This is a genomic window from Sagittula sp. S175, assembly GCF_049800975.1.
Classification (GTDB): domain Bacteria; phylum Pseudomonadota; class Alphaproteobacteria; order Rhodobacterales; family Rhodobacteraceae; genus Sagittula.
In genome coordinates this window covers 5,001-28,095 of the sequence record NZ_JBNAGB010000010.1, presented here as the reverse complement: position 1 = coordinate 28,095, position 23,095 = coordinate 5,001, and the positions used below count along the sequence as shown (strand labels likewise).

Annotated in this window: 21 protein-coding genes and 1 rRNA gene (1 of these 22 running past the window's edge); 12 read left to right on the top strand and 10 right to left on the bottom strand. The window is 64.3% G+C overall.

Features of this window, described 5'->3' with window-relative positions; all coding sequences use genetic code 11:
* The first annotated feature begins 62 nt into the window (after window positions 1-62).
* The 3 genes from ACP16H_RS13905 (at window position 63) to ACP16H_RS13895 (ending at window position 3,011) form a co-directional block, all read left to right on the top strand.
* Window positions 63-1,481, top strand: coding sequence for an FAD-binding oxidoreductase (locus tag ACP16H_RS13905; protein ID WP_425072908.1), 1,419 nt, complete (start codon window positions 63-65; stop codon window positions 1,479-1,481).
* Entirely contained in the window at window positions 1,478-2,257 is a 780-nt protein-coding gene (locus ACP16H_RS13900; RefSeq protein ID WP_425072907.1) for an HpcH/HpaI aldolase family protein, read from the top strand. Before ACP16H_RS13905 ends, ACP16H_RS13900 begins: the two co-directional genes overlap by 4 nt.
* Before the next feature lie 76 nt (window positions 2,258-2,333).
* Window positions 2,334-3,011 carry a GntR family transcriptional regulator gene (locus ACP16H_RS13895; protein WP_425072906.1) on the top strand — a complete coding sequence of 226 codons (678 nt, stop codon included), beginning with the start codon at window positions 2,334-2,336 and terminating at the stop codon, window positions 3,009-3,011.
* 216 nt (window positions 3,012-3,227) lie between these two features.
* On the opposite strand, the gene ACP16H_RS13890 is transcribed toward ACP16H_RS13895, so the two are convergent.
* From ACP16H_RS13890 to ACP16H_RS13875, 4 genes are read right to left on the bottom strand one after another with little or no spacing between them, the layout of a single operon-like run.
* Window positions 3,228-4,052 carry a hypothetical protein gene (locus ACP16H_RS13890; protein WP_425072905.1) on the bottom strand — a complete coding sequence of 275 codons (825 nt, stop codon included), beginning with the start codon at window positions 4,050-4,052 and terminating at the stop codon, window positions 3,228-3,230.
* Complete coding sequence (locus ACP16H_RS13885; RefSeq protein ID WP_425072904.1) at window positions 4,049-5,668, bottom strand: acyl-CoA synthetase; 1,620 nt, start codon at window positions 5,666-5,668, stop codon at window positions 4,049-4,051. The genes ACP16H_RS13890 and ACP16H_RS13885 overlap by 4 nt, the downstream gene beginning before the upstream one ends.
* Window positions 5,665-6,831 (bottom strand): acetyl-CoA acetyltransferase, encoded by a 1,167-nt coding sequence (locus tag ACP16H_RS13880; RefSeq protein WP_425072903.1) that lies wholly within the window; start codon window positions 6,829-6,831, stop codon window positions 5,665-5,667. Before ACP16H_RS13880 ends, ACP16H_RS13885 begins: the two co-directional genes overlap by 4 nt.
* A 24-nt stretch (window positions 6,832-6,855) precedes the next feature.
* Window positions 6,856-7,662, bottom strand: a complete 807-nt coding sequence (locus ACP16H_RS13875; protein WP_425072902.1) for an IclR family transcriptional regulator — start codon at window positions 7,660-7,662, stop codon at window positions 6,856-6,858.
* Window positions 7,663-7,827: 165 nt separating this feature from the next.
* Here ACP16H_RS13875 and ACP16H_RS13870 point away from each other — a divergent pair, with 165 nt between their 5' ends.
* From ACP16H_RS13870 to ACP16H_RS13855, 4 genes are read left to right on the top strand one after another with little or no spacing between them, the layout of a single operon-like run.
* Window positions 7,828-8,850 (top strand): TRAP transporter substrate-binding protein, encoded by a 1,023-nt coding sequence (locus tag ACP16H_RS13870; protein ID WP_425072901.1) that lies wholly within the window; start codon window positions 7,828-7,830, stop codon window positions 8,848-8,850.
* A 57-nt stretch (window positions 8,851-8,907) separates the two neighbouring features.
* A complete protein-coding gene (locus ACP16H_RS13865; RefSeq protein ID WP_425072900.1) occupies window positions 8,908-9,429 on the top strand; it encodes a TRAP transporter small permease subunit in 522 nt (173 codons plus the stop codon).
* Window positions 9,426-10,790, top strand: a complete 1,365-nt coding sequence (locus ACP16H_RS13860; RefSeq protein WP_425072899.1) for a TRAP transporter large permease — start codon at window positions 9,426-9,428, stop codon at window positions 10,788-10,790. The genes ACP16H_RS13865 and ACP16H_RS13860 overlap by 4 nt, the downstream gene beginning before the upstream one ends.
* Complete coding sequence (locus tag ACP16H_RS13855; RefSeq protein ID WP_425072898.1) at window positions 10,787-11,584, top strand: SDR family NAD(P)-dependent oxidoreductase; 798 nt, start codon at window positions 10,787-10,789, stop codon at window positions 11,582-11,584. Before ACP16H_RS13860 ends, ACP16H_RS13855 begins: the two co-directional genes overlap by 4 nt.
* Here ACP16H_RS13855 and ACP16H_RS13850 read toward each other — a convergent pair.
* The 6 genes from ACP16H_RS13850 to ACP16H_RS13825 form a co-directional block, all read right to left on the bottom strand.
* Window positions 11,581-12,441 (bottom strand): formate/nitrite transporter family protein, encoded by an 861-nt coding sequence (locus tag ACP16H_RS13850; protein ID WP_425072897.1) that lies wholly within the window; start codon window positions 12,439-12,441, stop codon window positions 11,581-11,583. The two genes, ACP16H_RS13855 and ACP16H_RS13850, sit on opposite strands and share 4 nt — an antisense overlap.
* A 76-nt stretch (window positions 12,442-12,517) precedes the next feature.
* Complete coding sequence (locus tag ACP16H_RS13845; RefSeq protein WP_425073031.1) at window positions 12,518-14,113, bottom strand: oleate hydratase; 1,596 nt, start codon at window positions 14,111-14,113, stop codon at window positions 12,518-12,520.
* A 44-nt stretch (window positions 14,114-14,157) separates the two neighbouring features.
* Entirely contained in the window at window positions 14,158-15,273 is a 1,116-nt protein-coding gene (locus ACP16H_RS13840) for a Gfo/Idh/MocA family protein (protein ID WP_425072896.1), read from the bottom strand.
* Window positions 15,274-15,420: 147 nt separating this feature from the next.
* Window positions 15,421-17,076 carry a BCCT family transporter gene (locus ACP16H_RS13835; RefSeq protein ID WP_425072895.1) on the bottom strand — a complete coding sequence of 552 codons (1,656 nt, stop codon included), beginning with the start codon at window positions 17,074-17,076 and terminating at the stop codon, window positions 15,421-15,423.
* Between the two features lie 36 nt (window positions 17,077-17,112).
* Window positions 17,113-17,532 carry a universal stress protein gene (locus ACP16H_RS13830; protein ID WP_425072894.1) on the bottom strand — a complete coding sequence of 140 codons (420 nt, stop codon included), beginning with the start codon at window positions 17,530-17,532 and terminating at the stop codon, window positions 17,113-17,115.
* Between the two features lie 140 nt (window positions 17,533-17,672).
* Window positions 17,673-18,143 carry a MarR family winged helix-turn-helix transcriptional regulator gene (locus ACP16H_RS13825; RefSeq protein ID WP_425072893.1) on the bottom strand — a complete coding sequence of 157 codons (471 nt, stop codon included), beginning with the start codon at window positions 18,141-18,143 and terminating at the stop codon, window positions 17,673-17,675.
* Window positions 18,144-18,364: 221 nt separating this feature from the next.
* Between ACP16H_RS13825 and ectA the strand changes: the two genes are divergently transcribed.
* From ectA to ACP16H_RS13800, 5 genes are all read left to right on the top strand, one after another.
* A complete protein-coding gene (gene ectA / locus ACP16H_RS13820; RefSeq protein WP_425072892.1) occupies window positions 18,365-18,898 on the top strand; it encodes a diaminobutyrate acetyltransferase in 534 nt (177 codons plus the stop codon).
* Between the two features lie 52 nt (window positions 18,899-18,950).
* Window positions 18,951-20,231, top strand: coding sequence for a diaminobutyrate--2-oxoglutarate transaminase (gene ectB / locus ACP16H_RS13815; protein ID WP_425072891.1), 1,281 nt, complete (start codon window positions 18,951-18,953; stop codon window positions 20,229-20,231).
* Window positions 20,232-20,236: 5 nt separating this feature from the next.
* On the top strand, window positions 20,237-20,638 hold the full coding sequence (locus tag ACP16H_RS13810) for an ectoine synthase (RefSeq protein ID WP_425072890.1): 402 nt from the start codon (window positions 20,237-20,239) through the stop codon (window positions 20,636-20,638).
* 3 nt (window positions 20,639-20,641) lie between these two features.
* On the top strand, window positions 20,642-22,060 hold the full coding sequence (locus ACP16H_RS13805) for an aspartate kinase (protein WP_425072889.1): 1,419 nt from the start codon (window positions 20,642-20,644) through the stop codon (window positions 22,058-22,060).
* 802 nt (window positions 22,061-22,862) lie between these two features.
* Window positions 22,863-23,095, top strand: a 16S ribosomal RNA gene (locus ACP16H_RS13800); it runs 1,218 nt beyond the window's last position.

The following is a 23,095-nucleotide window of genomic DNA, read 5'->3' as shown; positions in this document are numbered from 1 at the left end:
GATCAACCGGACCGGCGTGCGTCTCGCTCCCTGCGCGCCGGTCCAATTTTCAAGGATGTATCATGCCGCTAGACACCGCTTCTTGCCTGGCCGATCTGGCTGTCGTCTTTCCGGGCGCGGCGCTGCTTTCGGGGGCCGATGTGCCCGCGCGGAACCTGCACGACACCAGCTTTCTGCCTGATGTGTCCCCGCTGGCCGTGGTGCGCCCCGGCTCGGCAGAGGAAGTGGCGGAGGCCGTGCGGATCTGCGCGCGTCACGGCGTGCCGATGGTGCCGCAGGGCGGCCTGACGGGGCTGGCCGGGGGCGCTCATCCGATCAATGGGGCGGTCTGCATTTCGCTGGAGCGGATGAACGGGATCGAGGAGATCGACCCGGCGGCCTGCACCATGACCGTGCGGGCTGGTACGCCGCTGGAGGTGATCCAGAAGGCGGCGGACGAGGCCGGGTTCTTCATTCCGCTGGACCTGGGCGCGCGGGGGTCCTGCCTGATCGGCGGGAATATCGGCACCAATGCGGGGGGCAACCGGGTTATTCGCTATGGCATGACCCGCGAGATGATCCTCGGGCTGGAATACGTGCTGCCGGATGGCACGCTGGTGAGCGGCCTGAACAAGATGATAAAGAACAACGCCGGGTTCGACCTGAAGCAGTTGTTCATCGGGTCCGAGGGCACGCTGGGCATCGTCACCCGCGCGGTGTTGCGGATGCACCCGAAACCCGGGTGCGTGAACGCGGCCTTGTGTGGGCTGGGGTCTTACGACGACGTGCTGCGCCTGCTGGCCGAGGCGCGGCGCGGGCTGGGGCCGATGCTGTCCGCCTTCGAGGTCATGTGGCCGGATTACTGGGCCCTGGTGACCGAGACGGTCGGCACCCGCAGCCCACTGGCCGGTCGGCACCGGATCTACGTGCTGCTCGAGGCGCAGGGGCTGGACGAGGCGATTGACGGGCCGCGCTTCATGGCCTGGATGGAAAACGCCTTCGAGGCCGGGATCGTCGAGGATGCGGCGATCAGCCAGAGCCTGTCGGATGTGAAGGCCTTTTGGGGGGTGCGCGATGCCTGTGCCGAGTTCCAGACCGTTCTGGGGCCGCATTGCGCCTATGACATCGGTCTGCCGGTGGCGAAGATGGACGATTTTGCCGATGCCTGCCGGGCGCGGCTGGTGGCGGATATGCCCGAGGCGCTGAGCGTCTATTACGGCCATATCGGTGACGGCAACCTGCATATCGTGGCGCTGGACCGCGCGCAGGCCGAGCCGCCGATGGCGCGGATTTCCGGCATCATCTACGACACGGTGCGCGATTTCGGCGGGACGGTCTCGGCCGAGCATGGCATCGGCTTGCTCAAGAAACCCTACCTGTCTTACACCCGTTCCGCCGAGGAACTGGCGCTGATGGCCCGCATCAAGGCCGCGCTGGATCCGGCGGGACTGCTTAACCCGGGCAAGGTCATCGACGCCCCAAATGGAAAGACCGACACATGAACGCGCTCAAATCCCGCCTGCTGAACGGCGAATTCATCACCGCCGCCTGGGCGGAGCTGGGGAACTGTGACGTAGCCGAGATCCTCGTGCGCCACGGCTGGCCGGTGGTGCTGATCGACGGCGAACATGGCGTCGGCGACCTGGAGACCTGGGTCGCGGTGGCCCGTGCCGTCGAGGCGGCGGGCGGCGAGGTGATCCTGCGGGTTCCGGATGGCACCGACACGACGATCAAGAAGGTCATGGACCGCGGGTTCCGCTCGATCGTGGTGCCCATGGTGAACACGGTGGAGCAAGCGACAGCCATCGCGGCCTCGTGCCACTATCCGATGCGCGGCGAGGGCGGCATCGGGCGCGGTTACGCGGCGCCCATCGTGCGCGGTTCGGATTTTGGCACGCGGCCTGACTACGCGGTTCAGACGGCGAACGAGGACGTGCTGCTTTTCGTGCAGTGCGAGACACCGGAAAGTGTCGCCGCGCTGAGCGACATTTGCGCGGTGGATGGCGTGGACGGCATCTTCCTCGGTCCGAACGATCTGGCGGCGACGCTGGGCCATATCGAGGACATGGAGCATGCGACGCCGCAGGCGGCCTTTGCCGAGGTGGAGCGGAAGGTTTCCGCGGCTGGCAAGCTGCTCGCGACGGTGCCGGGGGGCGGGCGGTCTTGGGCGGACCTGCGGGCGAAGGGGTTCAGCCTCGTGGCCGGGGTGAACGACATTTCGCTGATGGTTGGCGCGGCGCGGCAGGCGGCAGCCGATCGCGACGCGGAACTGGGCTGAGACCTTGGCACGCTGGGTCATGCCGGCGCGGCGTGCTATCCCGGTGAGACCCTGACGAGAAGCGAGGCGAGACGCGATGAGCATGAACCCGAAACTGCGCATCGAGCAGCCCAAGACCCTGACGGAGATCGTGGTCGAGAGGCTGCGTCAAGGCATCATCGACGGGGATTTCGCTTTTGGCGAGAACATCAGCGAGGACAAGCTGGCGGCGGCCTTCGGGGTCAGCCGCACGCCGGTGCGCGATGCGCTGTCTGCCTTGCAATTCACCGGTCTTGTGGTGGTGAAGCCGAAGCGCGGCAGCTTTGTCTTTACCCCTACGGGCGAGGAAGTGGGCGAGATCTGCGACTATCGCCTGATGCTGGAGCGCGAGGCGCTGCGGCTGTCCATGGCGGGCAATCGCAAGCTGTTCCTCGCCAAGCTCGACGATGCCATTGCGCGGATGCGGGAGCGGATGCTCGCGGGAGACGAGATCGGCTACGTCCGCATCGACACCGAGTTCCACAAGCTGTTCTTTGACCACTGTGGCAATTCGCTGGTGCAGAACGCCTTTGATCTTGTCGAGGCGCGGATTGCGACGATCCGGACGGCGCTGAACGCCCGGTTCAAGCAGCGCCGGGAGGCGAGTTTCGACCAGCACGTCGCCATCGTCGAAGGCTTGCGGGCGGGAGACTGGGAGAAGGTGCACGAGGTGTTGGGCAAGCACATCACCTCGATCCGGGCGGATACCATCGACGAGTTGTCGCGCGCCGAGTGAGGGCGGTGCCGGAAACTTTTGAAGTTTCCGGGGCGAAGTCTTTTGAAGACTTCGGTGAGGCGGGGTCGGTTTTGGACGGGTTGCGCGCCTCTGCCGTCTGTCATGCTGCATGCGGACCCATCTGTCGTTTGTCGCGCTTTGCGCGACGGGGGGCTCTGCCCCCGGACCCCCGAGGGTATTTGGATCAAGATGAAGCAGGCGCGTGGCGCTTTGGAGTTATGTCTTTGCGTCCATTAGCAGCAATTCGAAGGTGACGCAGACCGGGCCGCCGTCTGGAAGAAGGGTACCGTTGAATTGTGCGTCATCGGGATCGACGCAGTGCAGCGGTAGATTGGTCGTGTTTCCGGTCGTTGCGCCGGGGAGGACGAAGACTTCGGAAATCGGGGAGGCCATGTCGCCACCTTCGGCAAAGCATGCGCCGACGAGGCTGCCGACGCCATAGACATGGGCCTTGGCAAACCCCGCTTTGGCTGAGATTTCGCGAATCGCGGTTACGGCATCCTTGTGCGGGTTCAGTTTCGCGATCACCGCATTGCCCGGTTGGCCGCCGGTCGGGTGGAAGATCGCGAACTGCGTTTCCGCATTCATCGAGACATCAAACTTCGCACCGTTTATTGCGTGGAGGGTGACGGTGGCGTCTTCGGCGAGGGTGACTTCGTCCGGGAGCAGGTGGCCCGCGAGGGGCTGCTTGCCCTCCCATGCTGCGTGGCAATGCAGCCACCATGCGCCGTCCCGCCTTCCGACCATGGCCGTGCCGTGGGTGATCGTGGCGCGTGCGCCGCCGCGCGGAGCGCTGTACCACGCGGCATGGATGCCGTCGTTCGACGGGCCGGGGCCGACGAATCGGTAGGGCCCCATGACCAGCCCGTCCAGCACCATTGCGCCGCTGTCGGCTCCGGCGGCGTCCATCGCCTCGGCCACCGCCTCCATCAGGATTTTCCCTTTGGGCAGTGTGATTTGCAGGCTACGTCCGGTACCCTGCGCCATGATCCATGGCTGATCGGCGGGCGGGCCGGGGTGGCGGATGATGTCGCGGGTCATGACGCGTTTTCCGGCTGGGGCCAAAGGCCGCGCGCCTCGAGTTCCTCGCGCACCAGCTTCTTGGTGATCTTGCCGTAGCCGGTCTTTGGCATCTCATCGAGAAAGATGTAGCGGTGTGGTAGCTTGTATTTCGCCAGTTTCGGTTCCAGCAGGCGGGCCAGTTCCTCGGGGGTGACGGATTGGCCGGGCTCGCAGGTGAAGACGGCGATTCCGACCTCGCCCCAGCGGGGATGCGGTGCGCCGAGGATGGCGACTTCGGACAGGGCGGGGTGGGTGAGCATGATCTCTTCGATCTCGCGCGGGTAGACGTTCGAGCCGCCCGAGATGTACATGTCCGAGCTGCGCCCGGTGATGTACAGGTAGCGCTCCGCATCCATGTGGCCGAGGTCCCCGGTCCGGAACCAGCCGTCGCGAAACGCCTTTTCGTTGGCGGCGTCGTCCATGTAGTAGCCGGCGGCCACGGCGGGGCCTGCGACGCAGATTTCCCCGGTTTCGCCCGGGGCGCATTCGCGGCCCTGATCGTCCTGTATCGAGACATGCAGCCCGGTGCGTTCGACACCACAGGTGCCGATGCGCGCATCCTCGGTATCTTCGACGCGGTGATCGTGCGGCGGCAGGACGGTGATGCAGCCGGTGACCTCGCCAAGGCCAAAGTACTGCACCAGCACCGGGCCGAGCTTGCGAAGGGCGTGTTTCTGGTCCTCGCGGTACATGGGCGCGCCCGCGTAGATCACGTAACGCAGCGAGGAGTGGTCGTAATCGTCCACCGCCGGGTGTTCCGTCAGCATCTTCACGATGGTGGGCACGGTGAACATATTGGTGATCTTGTATTGCTCGACCAGCGCCCATGCGGCGGCGGGGTCGAACTTGCCCGGCGGCACGAGCACGGAACAGACACCGCCCGCGATCATCATCAGTTGGTGCATCCCGGCGCCGTGCGACAGGGGGGCGACGACGAGGCTCATGTCATCTGGCGTCGTCGCGGGCGTCAGGTCGTGCAGGTGGTTGAGCGCGGTAAAGGTCAGCTGGCCATGGGTCAAGACCACGGCCTTGGGCCGCCCGGTGGAGCCGGAGGTGAAGAACAGCCAGCAGGGTGCGTCCCGGTCCACGGCGGCGTTCGGCACATGTGTGCCGAGGTGTTTCGCGATGAGCGAATCGTAGGGCGTGCCGAACCCTTCGCCGATGCAGATGACCTTAGACAGCTTTGGCGCGGCGTCGAGGCAGGCGGTGGCATGTTCCGGAAAGGCTTCCTCGCAGAACATCAGCGCCACGTCGGCCTTTTGTGCCAGGTAGGCGACCTCGTCCGGGCGCTGGCGGAAGTTCGACGGAACCCAGACCACCCCGGCGCGCCAGCAGGCGAGCATGATCTCGGTGATCTGGTTGTTGTTGGCGCTTTGCACCATGACGCGGTCGCCCGGTTGCAGGCCGTAGTCGTCCCGCATGGCGGCGGCCAAGGCGCTGACGCGCTGGTCAAGTGTCGCCCATGTCAGCGTCAGGTCGCCCCAGATGATCGCGGGGCGGTCGGGCAGGCGGGCGGCGTTCTTCGTTAGAAAATGCGCAAGGTTATGCGTGCGGGTGGACCAGGGCAGCCGGGGGTCCCGATTCTGTAGGCTCATTTCACGCGCTCCAGGATCGACACGTAAGAGGCCACCGCCGCGCCGCCCATGTTGAAGACGCCCGCCATCTGCACGTCGTCCAGCTGCATGTCGCCCGCCGAGCCGTCCAGTTGCATCGCGGCCATGACATGTTGCGAGACGCCTGTTGCGCCGATGGGGTGGCCGCGCGATTTCAGCCCGCCCGAGGGGTTCACCGGCAGCTTGCCCTCGCGAGTCGTGATGCCCTCCCGGATGACACGCCCGCCCTGGCCGCGCTCGGCCAGACCCATGGCCTCGTATTCCAGCAGCTCCGCGATGGTGAAACAGTCATGGGTTTCGACCATGTCGAGGTCGTCGAGGGTGATGCCTGCCGCTTCCAAGGCCTGCGCCCAAGCGCGGCGCGGTCCGGCGAATTCGCAGGGGTCACGGCGGGACAGGGCCAGCACGTCGTTGGACTGCGCGCGGGCGCGGAAGGCGATGGCGCGCGTCATGTCGGCGGCCACGTCCGGGTGCGCCACCACCAGAACTGCCGCGCCGTCCGAGACCAGCGAGCAGTCGGTGCGCCGCAGCGGCCCGGCCACGCGGGGGTTCTTGTCGCTGACGGTGTTGCAGAATTCGGCGGTGAAGGGCTTTTGCATATGCGCGTAGGGGTTCAGCATCCCGTTGGCGTGGTTCTTGGCGGCGATCATCGCCAGTTCCATCGAATTGTCACCGTAGCGCTGGAAATAGCCGTCGGCGATCTGGCCAAAGACGCCTGCGAAACCGGCATCGCTGGTCTCTTCCTCGCCCCAGGCGGCGGTCATGAGGATGTCGCCGATCTGCGCGCCGGGGGTGGCGGTCATCTTTTCCGCGCCCACGACGAGGGCGATCTTGCCTCGGCCCGCCGCGATGAAATCCAGCGCGCCATACAGCGCCGCCGACCCGGTGGCGCAGGCGTTTTCCATATGCACGGCGGGGACATGCGACAGGGCGGGGACGGCCATGCCGACCAGCGCGCCTTCGAACGCCTGTTTCGAAAACCCGTTGTTGTAGGTGCCGACGAATATGCCGTCGACATCCTCGGCCGCGATGCCGGCGTGGGCCAGCGCGTCAGGCACGACGCCTTGCATCAGTTCGACCAGCGTGGCCTCGGGGGCCTTGCCGAATTTCGAATGCGCCCAGCCGATGATTTGCGGTTGTGTCATGGTTTTTCCTCCCTCGGGGTGCCTTCAGGCACGGCCCTGCAATTGTTTTTCAAGGCGCGCTTCGATGCGCGCCACTTCGCGCCTGAGCAGCGCGGCCAATGTGTCCTGCCGGTCCGGGCCAAGCCTGCGGTCTATGGCGGCGATGGAGATCGCGCCCAGCACTTCGCCGCTGCCTGGCGCGCGGATCGCCATGCCGATGGCCCATGAATCGGACAGGTAGAGGCCGGGGTTCAGCGCCCAGCCGCGCGCCTGCGATTGCGCGATGCTGTCGGCCACGGCCTCGGGCGTGTAGCCGGGGTAGCCTGCGGCCAGAAGCGGCGTCACGGTTTCCAGCACTTGCGCACGCTCGCAATCGTTCAGCGCGGCGAGGATCGCCATGGCCCCGGCACCGACGCCAAGCGGGTGGCGGTCCCCGGTCTTAAGCGCCTGCGTGCGGATGGGGTAGGTGCCTTCCTCGCGGTGGGCACAAAGCGAATAGGCCCCGCGGCGCAGCGAAAGGTACGTGTTTTCCTCGCTCTCGTCGGCAAGGCGCACGAGGCTGTCCATGCTCTGTTTCAGCAGGTCCATGCGCCGCCGCGCCATGAGGCCCAGCATGTAGGTTTCCGGCCCCAGCGCGTAGGCGCGGTTGGCCTCGTCCTGCACCACCATTCCGGCGCGGATCAGTGCCAGCATCAAGCGGCGCACGGTGGGGCGGCTGAGGCCCGTGGCCTCGGTCAGTTTCGTCATGGGGACGGGCGCGCCGCCGCCCTGCCCGACGAGGGACAGGAGCATCAGGGCGCGATCGACGCTTTGCGCGCCGCCAGCGGTCTTCGGGTCTTCCTGTGTATCCATGATGTGGACGTTTTTCTCCTCGCTTGAATTCATGGTGCGCGATGGTTTTTCCGATGGCAAGGGCTTTACAGTTTTCTGTTTACAGTCTGGCGCAGGGATGCGTACCTTACATGCTAGGGAGATGTATCCACAATGTGGATCAATGCAAATTTGGGAGGAAACCTGATGAAAACCCTGACCTCTGCGGTCGCGCTGACCATGGCGCTGGCCGGTGCGGCCCATGCCGAAAGCCTCGTCATGCAATCGATCTATCCGTCCTCGCTGCCCCTGCTGGGCGACAGCGGCGTGCGTCTGACCGAGCAGGTGGAAAAGCTGACCGGCGGTGACCTGACCATCGAGTTCAACGAACCCGGCGCCATTGTCGGCGGCAACGAGATGTGGGACGCGATCAGCACCGGCGCGGTGGACGCGGGCTGGTATTCGCCCGGTTTCGCGCAGGGCATCATTCCTTCGGCGGCGATCTTTACCGCTGTGCCATTTGGCCCGGACGTGCGCGAATACACCGCGTGGTGGTACAACGGCGATGGCAAGGAAATCTGGGCCGAGATCACCGCGCCCTACAACATCCACACCGAGCTGTGCACCATCCTCGTCCCCGAGGCCTCGGGCTGGTTCGCCAAGGAAATCAACACCCCCGCCGACCTGCAGGGCGTGAAGATGCGGATCTTCGGCCTTGGCGCCAACGTCATGCAGAAGCTGGGGGTCGAGGCGCAGTCCATGCCCGTCGCCGACACGCTGACCGGCCTGCGGCTGGGGACGATCGACGCCGCCGAGGTGTCCTTTCCGCTGATCGACAAGTCCGTGTCGATGAACGACTACGCCAAGAACTACTACTTCCCCGGCTGGCACCAGCAGACCTCGCTGATCACCTTTATCGTCAATCAGGACGTATGGGACGGTCTGGATGAGCAGAAGCAGTTCGCCATCCAGACCGCCTGTCAGGCCAACGTCGCGCTGACCTCGGCCGAGGGTGAGGCCAAGCAGTTGCAGCCGCTGGCCGATCTGGAGGCCGCCGGTGTCACGGTCCACAAGTGGAACGACGAGATGATGGGCGCCTTCCAGACCGCTTGGGACGAAGTGGTTGCCGAGCAGTCCGAGGCGGACTCGGATTTCAAGCGCGCATGGGAGAGCCTGTCGGAGTTCCGCGCGAATTTCTCCAAGTGGTCGGACCTCGCCTACATCAAGTGATCCTCCTGCCGGGCGGGCTCCTCATAACCGCCCGGCACCTTTTCCCATAGGTACTTCATGACTTTGCTGACGTGGTCCGAGCGGCTGGCCCTGCCTTGCCGCGCGGTGGCGAAACTCTGTGGCTGGCTGTTGCTGCTGCTGATGGCCGTGATCCTCTATGATGTGATCGGGCGGCGTTTCTTTGCGACGGGGTCGTTCAAGTTGCAGGAGCTGGAATGGCACCTGCACGGCGCGATTGCCGTGCTGTGTTTCGGCTATGCCTACGTAGAAAACGCCCATGTCCGCATCGACCTCGTCAGCCAGCACATGCGCCGCAACACGCGGCTGTGGGTGGAGATCGTGGCGATTGTGGCCTTCCTGATCCCCTTCATGGCGCTGCTGACCTGGTATGGCTACGACTTTACCCTGCGGTCGTTCCAGCGTGGCGAGGGATCGCCCGGCGGCATCGGCCTGCCCAATCGCTGGATCATCAAGTCGATGATTCCTCTGGGGGCTGTGCTGACGATCCTTGGCGGTCTGTCGGTGCTGTTGCGCGCGCTCGCCGCGTTGAAGCGCCCCGATCTGGAGGCGCGGATATGATCGAGCTGATCTCTGCCGCGCTGCCCGGCGCGATGTTCCTGTCGCTGATCGTGGCGCTGTTTTCCGGCGCGCCGGTGGCGGTGATGCTGATGGGCATTTCGCTGGTCTTCGGCCTGCTAGCTGTCTGGACCGGCGATATGAAGATGGTGCATGCGACGCTGCTGCCCAACCGGATTTTCTCCGGGACCATCGAGAATGCCGTGCTGGTGGCCGCGCCCATGTTCATCCTGATGGGCCTCATCATGGAGAAGACGCGCATCGCCGAGGACTTGCTGGTCACGTTGCAACGGCTGATGCGCGTGATCCCCGGCGGGCTGGCGCTGGCGGTGGTGCTGATGGGCACGATCCTCGCCGCCGCGACGGGCATCATCGGCGCGTCGGTGGTGATGCTGACGACGCTGGCGATCCCCACGATGGTGGAACGTGGCTATGACAAGGGGCTGGCGGCGGGGACCGTGGCCAGTGCGGGGACCTTGGGTATCCTGATACCGCCGTCGGTCATGCTGGTCTTCATGGGCGATCTGTTGTCGATCTCGCTGGGGCGGTTGTTCGTTGCAGCACTGATCCCGGGCCTGCTGCTGTCGCTGGCCTACGTGGTCTACATCGTTGTGCGCTCGGCCCTGCAGCCGTCTATCGCGCCCAAGGCGCCGGCCTCAGCAGAGGATACCTCGGGCCTGTGGCTGGAGACGCTGAAGTCGGTGCTGGCGCCATTGGTGATGATCGTCGCGGTGCTGGGATCGATTCTTGGCGGCATCGCCACCCCGACCGAGGCGTCGGGGGTGGGCGTCTTTGCCGCGCTGCTGCTGGGCGCGCTGCGCGGGCGGCTGAACCGCGAGACGCTGAACGACAGCATGGACGGCAGCATCAAGACGCTGGGAATGCTCTTCTTCATCTTCGTCGGCGCGACGGCGTTTTCTTATATCTTCCGCAAGGTCGGCGGAGAGCACTTCATCGTCGAAACCGCCAATGCGCTGCCGTTCGGTGAATGGGGCCTGCTGATTGCCATGATGGCGATGATCTTTGTCATGGGGTTCTTCTTTGACTGGATCGAGATCACGCTCATCATGCTGCCGATCTTTGCCCCCATCGTGCAGGCCATGGATCTTGGCGACCATGTGGCGCGCGGCGACATGATCTACTGGTTCGCCATTCTTGTGTCGCTGAACCTTCAGACGTCCTTCCTGACGCCGCCGTTTGGCTTTGCGCTGTTCTACTTGAAAGGTGCGGCGGGGAACCTGCTGTCGATGCGGGACATCTACACGGGGATCATCCCCTTTGTTCTGCTGCAACTGGTGATCCTCGGGCTGGCCATTGCCTTTCCCGACCTTGCCATGTGGCTTCCAAACAAGGTGTTCGAATGACGGGACGTGTTGCGGGCAAACGGGTTGCCGTGATCGGGGCCGGATCGGTGGGCGACGGTTGGGGCAATGGCAAGGCGGCGGCGGTGCTCTATGCCCGCGAAAGGGCGCAGGTCTTGTGCGTCGACCGCGCGCCCGAGGCGGCGGAGGCCACCGCACAGGTGATCCGCAACGAGGGCGGGCAGGCGCATGTTTTCGCGGGCGACATGACCGACCCGCAGGCGGCGCGGTCAATGGCCGAGGCGGCGCGCACGGCCATGGGTGGCCTTGACGTGCTGCATTTCAACATCGGGATCAGCAAACCGGGCGGCGTGGAGGTCACGGAATTTGACAGCTGGCAAAAGGTCTTCGCGGTGAACTTGGACGCCGCGTTCCATTGCACGCAGGCGGCCTTACCCCTGCTCGAGGACGGTGGTGGAGCCATAGTTTACATCTCCAGCCTCGCAGGGGAATCGAATGGACCCTATCGCTACGTGGGCTACGAGGCATCCAAGGCCGCCTTGCAGCGCATGTCCAAATCCGTCGCCATCGAATACGCGGCGCGCGGCGTCCGGGCGAATTGCGTCCTGCCCGGCATGATCGACACACCGCACGCGGCTGCCTTCATCAAGCCCGGCAGCGACCGTGTCGAGCTGTCCCACCAGCGCGCCGCAAAGGTGCCGATGAAGCGGCAGGGCACGGCCTGGGACGTGGCCGAGGCGGCAGTCTTCCTCGCCTCGGACGCCGCCGGGTTCATCACGGGAGTCGACCTGCGGGTGGACGGCGGGATGGGGACGCTGTTCGGCGGTGCGGATTAGACCTTGGTCACTTCGTTCTTCACCTGACCCCAGGTGAGGAGGGTAAACACCGCCGTTCCGCCCGCGACGTTCCCCGCCAGAACCGGCAGGAAGAAGCGGGTGAACATCTCCCATATGCTGCTTTCGCCGTACCAGATCAGCAGGCCTGCCTCGACCGATCCTGCGATGACGTGGGCAAAGCCCGCTGCGGCCATGAGCCATGTCATCGCGAGGATCACGAAAAACGCGCTGTTCTGCGCGGCGGGGATGATCCAGACCACTGCCGCGATGATGATGCCCGCCGGGATGGCGCGGTAGAAGTTCGCGGTGGCTGTGCCGTCTGTGGCGTGATGGGCCACGGCCAGCAGGCTTTCGGTTGCCTCGAGCGGGATGAGGTCCGGCATGTGCAAGAACCACGAAGCGATGGCTGCGCCCACGATATTGGCCACCAACACGATGCCCCAGAGCCGGAACATGCTCAGCAGGCAGCTGAGCGACTGGCGCGTGACCACGGGCAGGACGGTCGTGATGGTGTTCTCGGTGAACAGTTGCATCCGGCCAAAAATCACCACCATGAAGCCGACCGAATAGCCGAGCGCCTCGATCAGGATCGCCCAGTCGGCTTCGGGCAGGTGGTGTTTCAAAACGGCCTGCGTGATGACCGAAAGCGAGATCAGGATGCCCGCCGCGATGCCGGAATAGATCAGCGAGACGGTGGGGCGTTCCAGCTCCTCCTCGCCGTCGCGGCGGATGACCTCGTAGATCAGGCGGGCGGAGAGGCGGGAGGCGCGAAAGACGCTGGCCTCGTCCGCCGGGTCGCGGATGGCCTTGGCGTTGGAGTGTTCGGAGTCATGCGGGGCTTTGGCGAGATCGTGCATGACGCATCAACCACGCATCACGCGGTTTGGTTCCCCTGCGTCGGCGCAGGTCTGTTGTGCGTCCTGCGCCGGGTCGTCAGATCCCCATCAGCACTCTCGCGGCCCGTGCCAGCACCAGCGGGTCGAGGTCCGTTCGCGCCACCGGCGGCGGGGGATCGATACGATGCGTCAGGGCCGAAACCGCCGCGCGGGCCGAGCGCACCGAGTATTCCACGGTGAACACGCAATCGCGGGGCTGTTCCACGAATTGCCCCATCAGGGCAAAGTTCGCCGCGCCGGAGGGGCGTACGCCCGGGCGGTCTCCGGGGCGGCGGGGCATGAACTGGCTGGTGATGAAGGGCATCCGGCAAGGGCGGACCTTTGCGGTGTCGAACCATGCTTTCTGTTCGGGCGTCAGGCGCAGATGATGGGCCAACTCCGTGATGATCTCGTCGCCGGTCGCCTGCCACATCGGTTTCTTCACCACGTCTCCGGGACGGTCGCCGCGCAGCCCGTAGCCCCAGAAGACATAACGCCCGTGCTGCTGGCCCCGGAAATGCGGCTGGTGAAAGATCACGAAGGACATGAGCCAGCCCGAATCCGCGATGGTCACCAGCCCGCCGGTGCCGGTGCGGTTGCCGGAATAGTCCTCCATGAACTCGATGAAATCCGGGCCGTCGAGGGTGACGGTGAAGGAATTCCACGCGGTCTTTTGCGTGTCGCCGCAAAACGCCTCGGGGCGGCCAAAGCCCTCGTGCTCCGAGGCCAGCTTGCGCCACAGCGTCCAAGCACCGCCGGGCGCGTCGTCCAGCACCGGCGCGGTGTCGTTGTCGCCAAGGGCCGAGCCATCGGTCATCGACCCGAGGGTGAGATAGACGAAATCCATGCCGCCCACGGCGATGGAACTGCCGTCCTGCATCCTGAGCGCCGTGATGCGCCGCGACTGGCGAGTGCCCTCCAGAGTCACATCCACCAGTTGCTTGGTCAGTTCCATCCGCACGCCGCGCGCCCGCAGCCACGCCACGATGGGCGCAATCATCGAATCATACTGGTTGTAGCGGGTGCGCAGGATGCCTTCGATCCGGGTGAACCCGGGGAAGAGGTGGATGAAGCGTTTCAGGTAGCGGCGCATTTCCTGCAAGGAATGCCACGGCTGGAACGAAAACATCGTGGCCCACATGATCCAGAAGTTCGATTCGAGGAACTCCGGGCGGAACCAGCTGTCGATGGTGCGCTGCTCCAGCCCGTTTTCCGGGTGCAGGATCAGGTGGTTGATGTCGAATATGTCGTGCGGAGACAGGCCGAGCGTGAACCGGTCCTCGGCGGGTTTGCCGTCGCGGATCAGGCGGCAATTGCCCGACCCCGGCACCATCTGATTGAAGGCGAGGACATCTTCCTTGACCGAAACGGTCGGATCGTCCGCCGAGGGAATGGACCCCAGCAGGTCGAAGGTATTGGCGAAATGCTCCTCGAACATGCGCCCGCCGCGCACGAGGTAGCCCTGTTGCGCATCGCCAGACCCGTCCAGTGACCCGCCCGACACGCCGAGTTGTTCGTGGATCGTGATATCCTCGCCCGCGACGCCCGCGTCCCGCACGAGGTAAACCGCCGCCGCAAGACCGGCGATGCCGCCGCCGACGATGTGATGATGTGCCGTTGCCATGGTCGCCTCCTCCCTTTCAGAGGAGGCTATTGTCCCACGGACGCGACCCGCGCACCTTGACGCGGGTCAGGTTTTCAGACGTCCAGCCAGCGCTCCTCGCGCGAGCTTTGCTGGATGCGCTCCACCAGCGTCTGTATGCCCAGACCCTTGCGGAAGTTGAACGGCTCGTCCGCGCCGCCGTGGATGGCGTTGACGTAGCCCGCCACCTCGACCGCCTTCAGGTCGTTGAACCCGATCTGGTGTCCGGCGGCGACGCAGAAGTTGCCGTAGGGCGCATGGGTGGGCGCGGCCTCGATCCGGCGGAAACCCTGACGGCCCGGCGCATCGGCGGTCGAGAAGAAGTGTAGCTCGTTGAACCGTTCCTGGCTGAAGCACAGCGCGCCCTTGGTGCCGTAGACCTCGAAGTCGTGCTGCATCTTGCGGCCCGTGGCGATCCAGTTGCCCTCGATGCTGCCGGTGGCGCCATTGGCAAAGCGCAGGAAGGCGCGGCCCACGTCGTCCACCTCCACGTCGCGTTTGCCGCCGTAGCCGTCCGGGCGTTGCGGGATCATCGTCACACAGTCACCCATGACGCGGCTGATCGGCCCCAGCAGGAATTCCGCCGTCGCCAGCGCATGACTGCCGATGTCCGCCAGCGCGCCGCCGCCCGCCGGGTCGTGCCGGAAGGTGTAGCAGCCCGAGGCATCGGCCATGTAATCCTCGGCGTGCAGCCCGCGATAACCACGGATTTCGCCCAGTTCCCCGGCCTCGATCATCTCGCGCGCCAGTTTCAGCATCGGGTTGCAAAGGTAGTTGAACCCCACCTGAGTCTTCACGCCCGCACGCTCTGCGGCCTCCGTCATCTCCAGCGCGTCTGCGGCGGTGGGGGCGAGGGGTTTCTCGCAGTAGACATGCTTGCCAGCGGCGATGGCGGCCAACGCCATCTCCTTGTGCAGCGCGTTGGGCGAGGTGATGTTCACCACGTCGATCTCGGGGTTGGCGACCATGGCGCGCCAGTCGCTCGTGGCATTGGCGAACCCAAACGCATGGGCGGCGCGGGCGGCAGCGTCATCGGTGATGTCGGCAACGGTGTGCAGTTCGATCCGGGCGGGCAGGTCAAAGACCTTTTCGGCGGTGGCATAGCCAAAGACATGCGCCTTGCCCATGAAGCCCGAGCCGATCAGTCCGACGCGAAGTACCGGTTTGTCCATCTGGGAAATCCCTGTCCTTGTGGCCCGGACCTCCTCCCGGCCTTTCGCAACTTTTGTTGCGGGGTGGGCGGGCTGTCAATTCCCGCCTCGGACAGTTCTATCATGCCTGCAAGTTGGGGCAGGGCCATGAGGCCCCGCCCCTCATTTTCACTTGATCGCGCGGCGCTCGTTGGCCAGTCCGCGCCAGATCGCCCAGCACATCACCAGCAGAACCAGCGTGAAGGGCAGGCCCGTGGAGATCACCATGGATTGCAGCGATTGCAGACCGCCCGCCGAAAGCAGCAGCACGATGGCCACGGCACCTTCGAAGATCGCCCAAAAGGCGCGCTGCGGCACCGGCGCGTCGACCTTGCCACCCGCCGTGATCGTGTCGATCACCAGCGAGCCGGAGTCCGACGAGGTGACAAAGAACACCACGACCAGCACGATGCCGATGATCGAGGTGATCTGGGTCAGCGGCAGCGCGTCGAGCATCTTGAACAGCTTCAGTTCGAGGCTCGCGTCTTGCGCGGCGGTATAGCCGTCCGTGATGACCTGGTGCAGGGCCGTGCCGCCAAAGACGGACATCCACAGCACGCAGACCAGCGAAGGGATCAGCAGCACGCAGACGACGAATTCACGCACGGTACGGCCACGGCTGACGCGCGCGATGAACATGCCGACGAACGGCGACCAGCTGATCCACCAGGCCCAGTAGAACGCGGTCCAGCCCTGGCTGAAGTTCACGTCTTCACGGCCGATCGGGTTCGACAGGGCGGGCAGGTATTGCAGGTAGGCCAGCAGGCTGTCCGCGAACAAGGTCAGCAGCCAGATGGTCGGGCCGACCAGCAGGACAAAGATCAGCAGCAGGAAGGCGAGGCCCATGTTGATCTCGGACAGGACCTTTACCCCGCCATCGAGGCCACGCAGCACCGACACCAGCGCCACGGCGGTGATGCAGGAGATCAGGATGACTTCGGTGGTGGAGCTGACCGGGATGCCGAACAACTCGTTCAGGCCCGCGTTGGCTTGTGTCGCGCCAAAGCCCAGCGAGGTGGCAAGGCCAAAGAGCGTGGCAAACACCGCGATGATGTCGATGATATGCCCGGTCCAGCCCCAGACGCGGTCCCCGAAGATCGGGTAGAAGGCCGAGCGGATCGTCAGTGGCAGGCCCTTGTTATACGAGAACAGCGCCAGCGCGAGGCCCACCACGGCATAGATCGCCCAGGGGTGCAGGCCCCAGTGGAAGATCGTCGCGGCCATGCCCAGACGTGCAGCCTCGGCTTCGTTTCCTGCTGCTGCGCCCAAGGGGGCCCAGTCGGTGCGGATGCCGTCTTCGCCCACGGCGGTGCCGCCCAGCGAGGAGGAGAAGTGGCTCATGGGTTCCGACACGCCGTAGAACATCAGGCCGATGCCCATGCCCGCCGCAAACAGCATGGCGAACCAGCCGACATAACCGTAGTCCGGGGTGGCTGCCGTGCCGCCAAGGCGAACGTTGCCGGCGGGCGTCACGATCAGCAGCAAGCAGAAGATGACAAAGATGTTCGCCGCGCCGAGGAAGAACCAGTCAAAGCGCGTCGTGACCGCGCTGAAGAGCCAGCTGAAGGCCGCCCCCGCCTGTTCCGGCAGTGCCAGCGTGTAAAAGACGAAGGCCACGATCGCGAGGCCGGAGATGGCAAAGACCGGGTTGTGGATGTCGAACCCGAAGGGGCCGACGCTGCCTTCGACGTTGTCCTGGCCGATTTCGTATTCGGTGTCGATGATATGGGATTGGCCGTCAGGTGCGGGTATCCCGTCCCCGGCACCAGTGCTCTGGTCCGTCATGTGTCCTCTCTTTCCTTTTGTGTCCTGTTGCGGGCGTCAAACGTCGCGCACGAGAAAAACCGACGCCTTCACGTGACCGGCAATCGAGACGCCATGGGCGGCCCAGAGGTAATCGGCGGCGTTGGGTACATGGGTGGCCATGACGACAAGATCGGCCCCCAGCTTGCCGACCGTTTCGACCAGCAGTTTGTCCAGATCGATTGCAGGATCATGGGCGGTCACGGTTTCGGACATGGCGTCGATGCCGTGTTCCGTGGCCTGTGCGCTGGCGAAGTCCGCCAGTTTCGCGGCGTATTCCTCGGGAGAGTGCGCCGTCTTGCCGGGCGCTGTGCCTGTCACCCCGATGTAGGTCACGCTTGCGCCGTGGCGCTTTGCGAGATCGGCCCCGGTGGCCAAGGCCTTGCCCAGCTTGTCGGCATGGGCGAGATCGACGGGTATGGCGATTTTCTGGAACATGTCCCCTCCTTCTGTTGTTGTCGCGGACGTTGTTTGCGTAACGAAACGTTAACAAAGAAAGCGTGCCCGCATGGCGCAGGTGCGACCGGATGTCGCCAATAAGGGACATTTCGGCCGGTCACGATACCGTGACGGGCCAGCTAGTGCTTTATGTCACCCGTGTCCAACACCGGGGAGGCATCAAGGTCATCGGCGTCCAGCATCTGCGCGACTCGCTCCAACCCTGCCATCAGCATGGCCTGCTCCCAGTCCTCCATCGCGGCGAACTTGCGGACGAATCGCTGTTGCAGCGGGTCCGGCGCGGCGTCGAGCGTGGTCTGGCCTTTCTCGGTGATGCAGATGTCGATCTGGCGGCCGTCGGTCTTGGACTTTTCGCGCGTGACCATGGATTCGCGCACCAGCTTGTCCACCAGGGACGTCACCGTTGCCTGACTGACCCGCATCCGGGTCGAGATTTCCTTTGCCGTGGCAAAGCCTTTTTCGCCGATGATCTGAAGCACCCGGAACTGGACTGCGGTGATGCCCGCCACCTGTTTGAGGTCTTTGCCATAAAGCTCCGTGGCGCGGATGATGCGCCGCAGGGCGATCAGGCTCGCATCGACGCGGTCCATTGTCTCTCCTGTCACTCTCAGGTGCCAGACTACCGGGGCTTCCAATGGTTCACAAGGCGCTTTCGTTTCGTTAATCAAAGTTAATTGCCTCCATAAAACTTGGATTTATGGGGTAAAATATGGGATATTCCGGCGAAATGTCAAAAAAACTACTTTGCCTATTGAAATAATCTGGAACGACGATACTTTGACGATCGAAGAAAACAGCCGACGAGAGACACATGCAGCACCCCCGTGACCTTGCCCGTACGAGTATCCCCAACCTGCGCAAGCCCGCAGCCGAGGATGGCCCGGCCATCTGGGACTTGGTGCGCGCGTGCAAGCCGCTCGACGAGAATTCGATCTACTGCAACCTGTTGCAGTGCGATCATTTCGCCGACACCTGCGTGGTGGCCGAGCTGGACGGGGAGGTCGTCGGCTGGATCTCGGGCTACCTGACGCCGAACGCGGATGACACGCTGTTCGTCTGGCAGGTCGCCGTGTCCGAGCGCGCGCGTGGTCTGGGCCTCGGCGTGCTGATGCTGCAATCGCTTTTGAACCGCGACGTCTGCGAGAATGTTCAGCGCCTTCAGACCACCATTACGGCTGACAATGCGGCGTCCTGGGGCATGTTCCGCAAGTTCGCCCGCATCCAGGGCGGCACGCTCGACAGCGAACCGCACTTCCTGCAATCGCAGCACTTCGAAGACCGCCAGAAGACCGAGAACATGGTCACAATCGACCTGGCGTCCGAACGGATGGAGCGCGCCGCGTAACGCGCGCCCAACCCCCCTTCCCATCACCTGTACATATAGAAAGGAGCAGTCCATGACCGCTTCGACAATTTCCGTGTTCAAGCGCCGTGAATCCGAGGCGCGCAGCTACTGCCGCAGCTTCGACACCGTGTTCACCAAGGCCTCCGGATCCGAGATGACGGACGCCGAGGGGCGCACCTACATCGACTTCCTCGCGGGCTGTTCGTCCCTGAACTACGGCCACAACGATCCCGACATGAAGGCCGCGCTGATCGAGCATATCTCGAACGATGGCGTGGCCCATGGTCTCGACATGCACACCGAGGCCAAGCAGGCCTTCCTCGAAACCTTCGAGTCCACCGTGCTGAAGCCGCGCGGCATGGACCACAAGGTCATGATGGTCGGCCCCACCGGCACCAACGCCGTCGAGGCCGCGCTGAAGCTGGCGCGCAAGGTGACCGGGCGGTCGAACGTGATCGCCTTCACCAATGGCTTTCACGGCATGACCATGGGCGCGCTGGCGGCGACCGGCAACGCGGGCAAGCGCAGCGGCGGCGGCATGGACCTGCATGGCGTGACCCGTATGCCCTTTGAGGGTGCCTTTGGTCCCGACGTGGACACGCTGGCGATCATCGAGCAGATGCTCGACAACCCGTCTTCGGGCATCGACGCCCCCGCCGCCTTCCTGCTGGAGCCGGTGCAGGGCGAGGGCGGTCTGAACGCCGCGTCCAAGGAATGGATCGAAGGCATCGGTCGCCTGGCGAAAAAGCACGGCGCGCTGCTGATCCTCGACGACATCCAGGCGGGCATCGGCCGCTGCGGCACGTTCTTCTCCTTCGAGGAGATGGATGTGCAACCCGACCTGATCCCGCTGGCAAAGTCGCTGTCCGGTTTCGGTCTGCCCTTCGCCGCGCTGCTGATCCGTCCGCAGCACGACATCTGGACCCCGGCCGAGCACAACGGCACCTTCCGTGGCAACACCCATGCCTTCGTCACGGCACGCGTCGCGCTGGAGAAATTCTGGACCGGTGACACCTTCCAGCAGGACATCGCGCGCCGTGCCGCGATCGTCGAAAAGGGGCTGCAAGCCATCGCCGACATGATCCCCGGCGCGACCCTCAAGGGCCGTTCCATGATGCGCGGCGTCGACGTCGGCTCGGGCGAGCTGGCGGGCGAGATTTGCGCCCTCGCCTTCGAGCGTGGCCTCATCATCGAGACCTCGGGGGCAAACGACGAGGTGGTCAAGATCCTCGCCCCCCTCACGACACCCGACGAAACGCTGCAACGCGGCCTCGACATCCTGATCGCCGCCGCGCGTGACGTCCTTTCCACAACCAAAATGGCAGCGGAGTAACAGACATGATCGTTCGCGACTTCAACAAAATCACCAAGAATGACCCCGACCGCGTCGTGTCCGATGCGCAGTGGACCTCTGTCCGCATGCTGCTGGCCCACGACAAGATGGGCTTTTCTTTCCACATCACCTTCCTCGAGGCCGGATCGGAGCACACCTTCGAGTACAAGAACCACTTCGAAAGCGTCTACTGCATGCAGGGCAAGGGCTCGATCACCGATCTCGCCACCGGCGAGACGCATGCGATCAAGCCGGGCGTCATGTATGCGCTCGACCAGCACGACCGCCACATCCTGCGCGCGGAGGAGGAACTGGTTATGGCCTGCTGTTTCAATCCGCCGGTGACCGGCAACGAGGTGCATCAGGCCGATGGCTCCTATGCCGCCCCCGCCCTGGAGGACGCGTAAGCCATGAGCCATACGGTCGAAAAGATCGGCGGGACTTCCATGTCCCGCCTCGATGAACTGCGCGACACGGTCTTTACCGACCACGGGCGGACTGACTACGGGCGGTTCTTCGTCGTCTCGGCCTTCGGCGGCATCACCAACCTGCTGCTGGAACACAAAAAGACCGGCACGCCTGGCGCCTACGCCTGCTTTGCCGATGGCAAGGGGGCAGGGGCCTGGAATGCCGCGCTGGACGACGCGGCCGCCGCCATGATCGCGGCGCATTGCAACGTGCTGGATCACCCCGACGACATCGACGCTGCCACGGCAATGGTGCAGGACCGCATCGAAGGCGCGCGCACCTGCCTCGTGGATCTCGGTCGGCTTTGCTCTTATGGACATTTCCGGCTAAACGCGCATCTCCTGCAAATCCGCGAACTCCTGTCCGGCATCGGCGAGGCGCATTCTGCCTTTGTTGCAGTGCTGCTGTTGACGCGGGCGGGAGTGAATGCGCGGCTGGTTGACCTGACCGGCTGGCGCGACGAGGCAGAGGTCACGCTGGAACAGCGCATCACTTCGGCGCTCGACGGCGTGGACCCGATGGCCGAGATGCCCATCGTCACCGGCTACGCGCAATGTTCCGAGGGGCTGATGCGCGAATACGATCGTGGCTATTCCGAGGTGACCTTCTCGCGCATGGCCGCGCTGACCGGTGCGCGCGAGGCGATCATCCACAAGGAATTCCACCTGTCGTCCGCCGATCCGAATCTGGTCGGTGCCGACAAGGTGCGCAAGCTGGGCCGGACCAACTACGACGTGGCTGACCAGATGGCGAACCTCGGTATGGAGGCGATCCACCCCTCGGCTGCCAAGACCCTGCGGCAGGCAGGCGTACCCCTGCGCGTGACCAATGCCTTCGAACCGCAGGACCCCGGCACCCTGATCGACGACCAGCCCGCCGAAGAAGCGGCAGTCGAGATCGTCACCGGCCTCGACGTGCTCGCGCTGGAAGTCTTCGAACAGGACATGGTGGGGGTCAAAGGCTACGACGCCGCAATCCTCGAGGCGCTGACCCGTCATGGCGTGCGCATCGTGTCGAAGGTCTCGAACGCAAATACGATCACGCATTACGTTGATGCGCCGCTCCCCGATGTGCGCCGCGTCGAAAAGGACCTGGCGGCGAAATACCCGCAGTCCGAGATCAGCACCCGCGAATTGGCGCTGGTGTCGGTGGTTGGGCGCGACCTGAACGGCCTGTCCGTGCTGACCCGTGGTCTGCTGGCCTTGGACGGCGCGGGGCTTGCGTCGCTGGGGGCTTCGCAGGGGCCGCGCAACGTGGATGTGCAGTACATCATGCCCCGGGGCGACATGGGCGCAGCCATCAAGGCCCTGCATGACTCGCTGGTTGTGGGCGACGCAAAGGCATTCCCGCGCGCGGCCTGACGCGCCTCGAATCCCTGATCGAAGGCGGCGCTTTTCCGGAGGGGCCGCCTTTCTTGTTACATTGGACCCGTATCCTGCGGCTGCGAACACGGGGGTCTGACCCGCATCGCGGATACGAGTCGGGTGATTTGGCAACCTTGCGTGGAAACGCGCCCTGAGCGGCCTGCGGCAGACAGGGCCACGGGGATTTTCTTCTGCGACGACCAAAATTCGGGCGTCTGTGATCCCCCTTGTTTTATTGGGTTTCGCGAGGGCGTCCGGCGCTTCGGCGCAGAAATCTCGCCGGTGCCGCCGGGTCAGCGGAACTTTTTTGAAAAAAGCTCTTGCGACTCTGTGATGGTCTAAGTAGATACCCCTTCACCGGCGGCGCTGAGGTGCTGGTTGGGACGCGGAACGGAGCGGATGTGACGCTGAGAGGCGGGACTGAGGCGAAGGGAAGCGGAGAAAATCAGAGGCATTGACGGGCGGGCGCGCCGGAAGTTAGGGCGCACCGGTTCGGTTTTTGTCTCTACGTTATTTGACATCGCTGGTATCTGAAGAGATATGTGGGCGGCTCTGGTCCGATCGATGGATCAACCCTCTCATATCGACTTTCCTAGGATTTAGGTCCGATGATGGAAAGGTCAGCTTCACTGTTTGAGCGGCTTTCGGTTTCTGATGAAACCTGAAGCACGTTATCAAACAGATGACTTCCAATACGTATCCTTCCTTAGCCGGGTGGATATAGGCGCGGCCCCAAAGTTGCGCTGAGTATTGGAGATGTGCAGAGGTTCGAACGTCAAGGATACGCGGTAACGCGTTTCAACTTGAGAGTTTGATCCTGGCTCAGAACGAACGCTGGCGGCAGGCCTAACACATGCAAGTCGTGCGCGCCCTTCGGGGTGAGCGGCGGACGGGTGAGTAACGCGTGGGAACGTGCCCTTCTGTTGAGGATAGCCCCGGGAAACTGGGAGTAAAACTCGATACGCCCTTAGGGGGAAGGAAGGATCGGCCCGCGTCTGATTAGGTAGTTGGTGGGGTAATGGCCTACCAAGC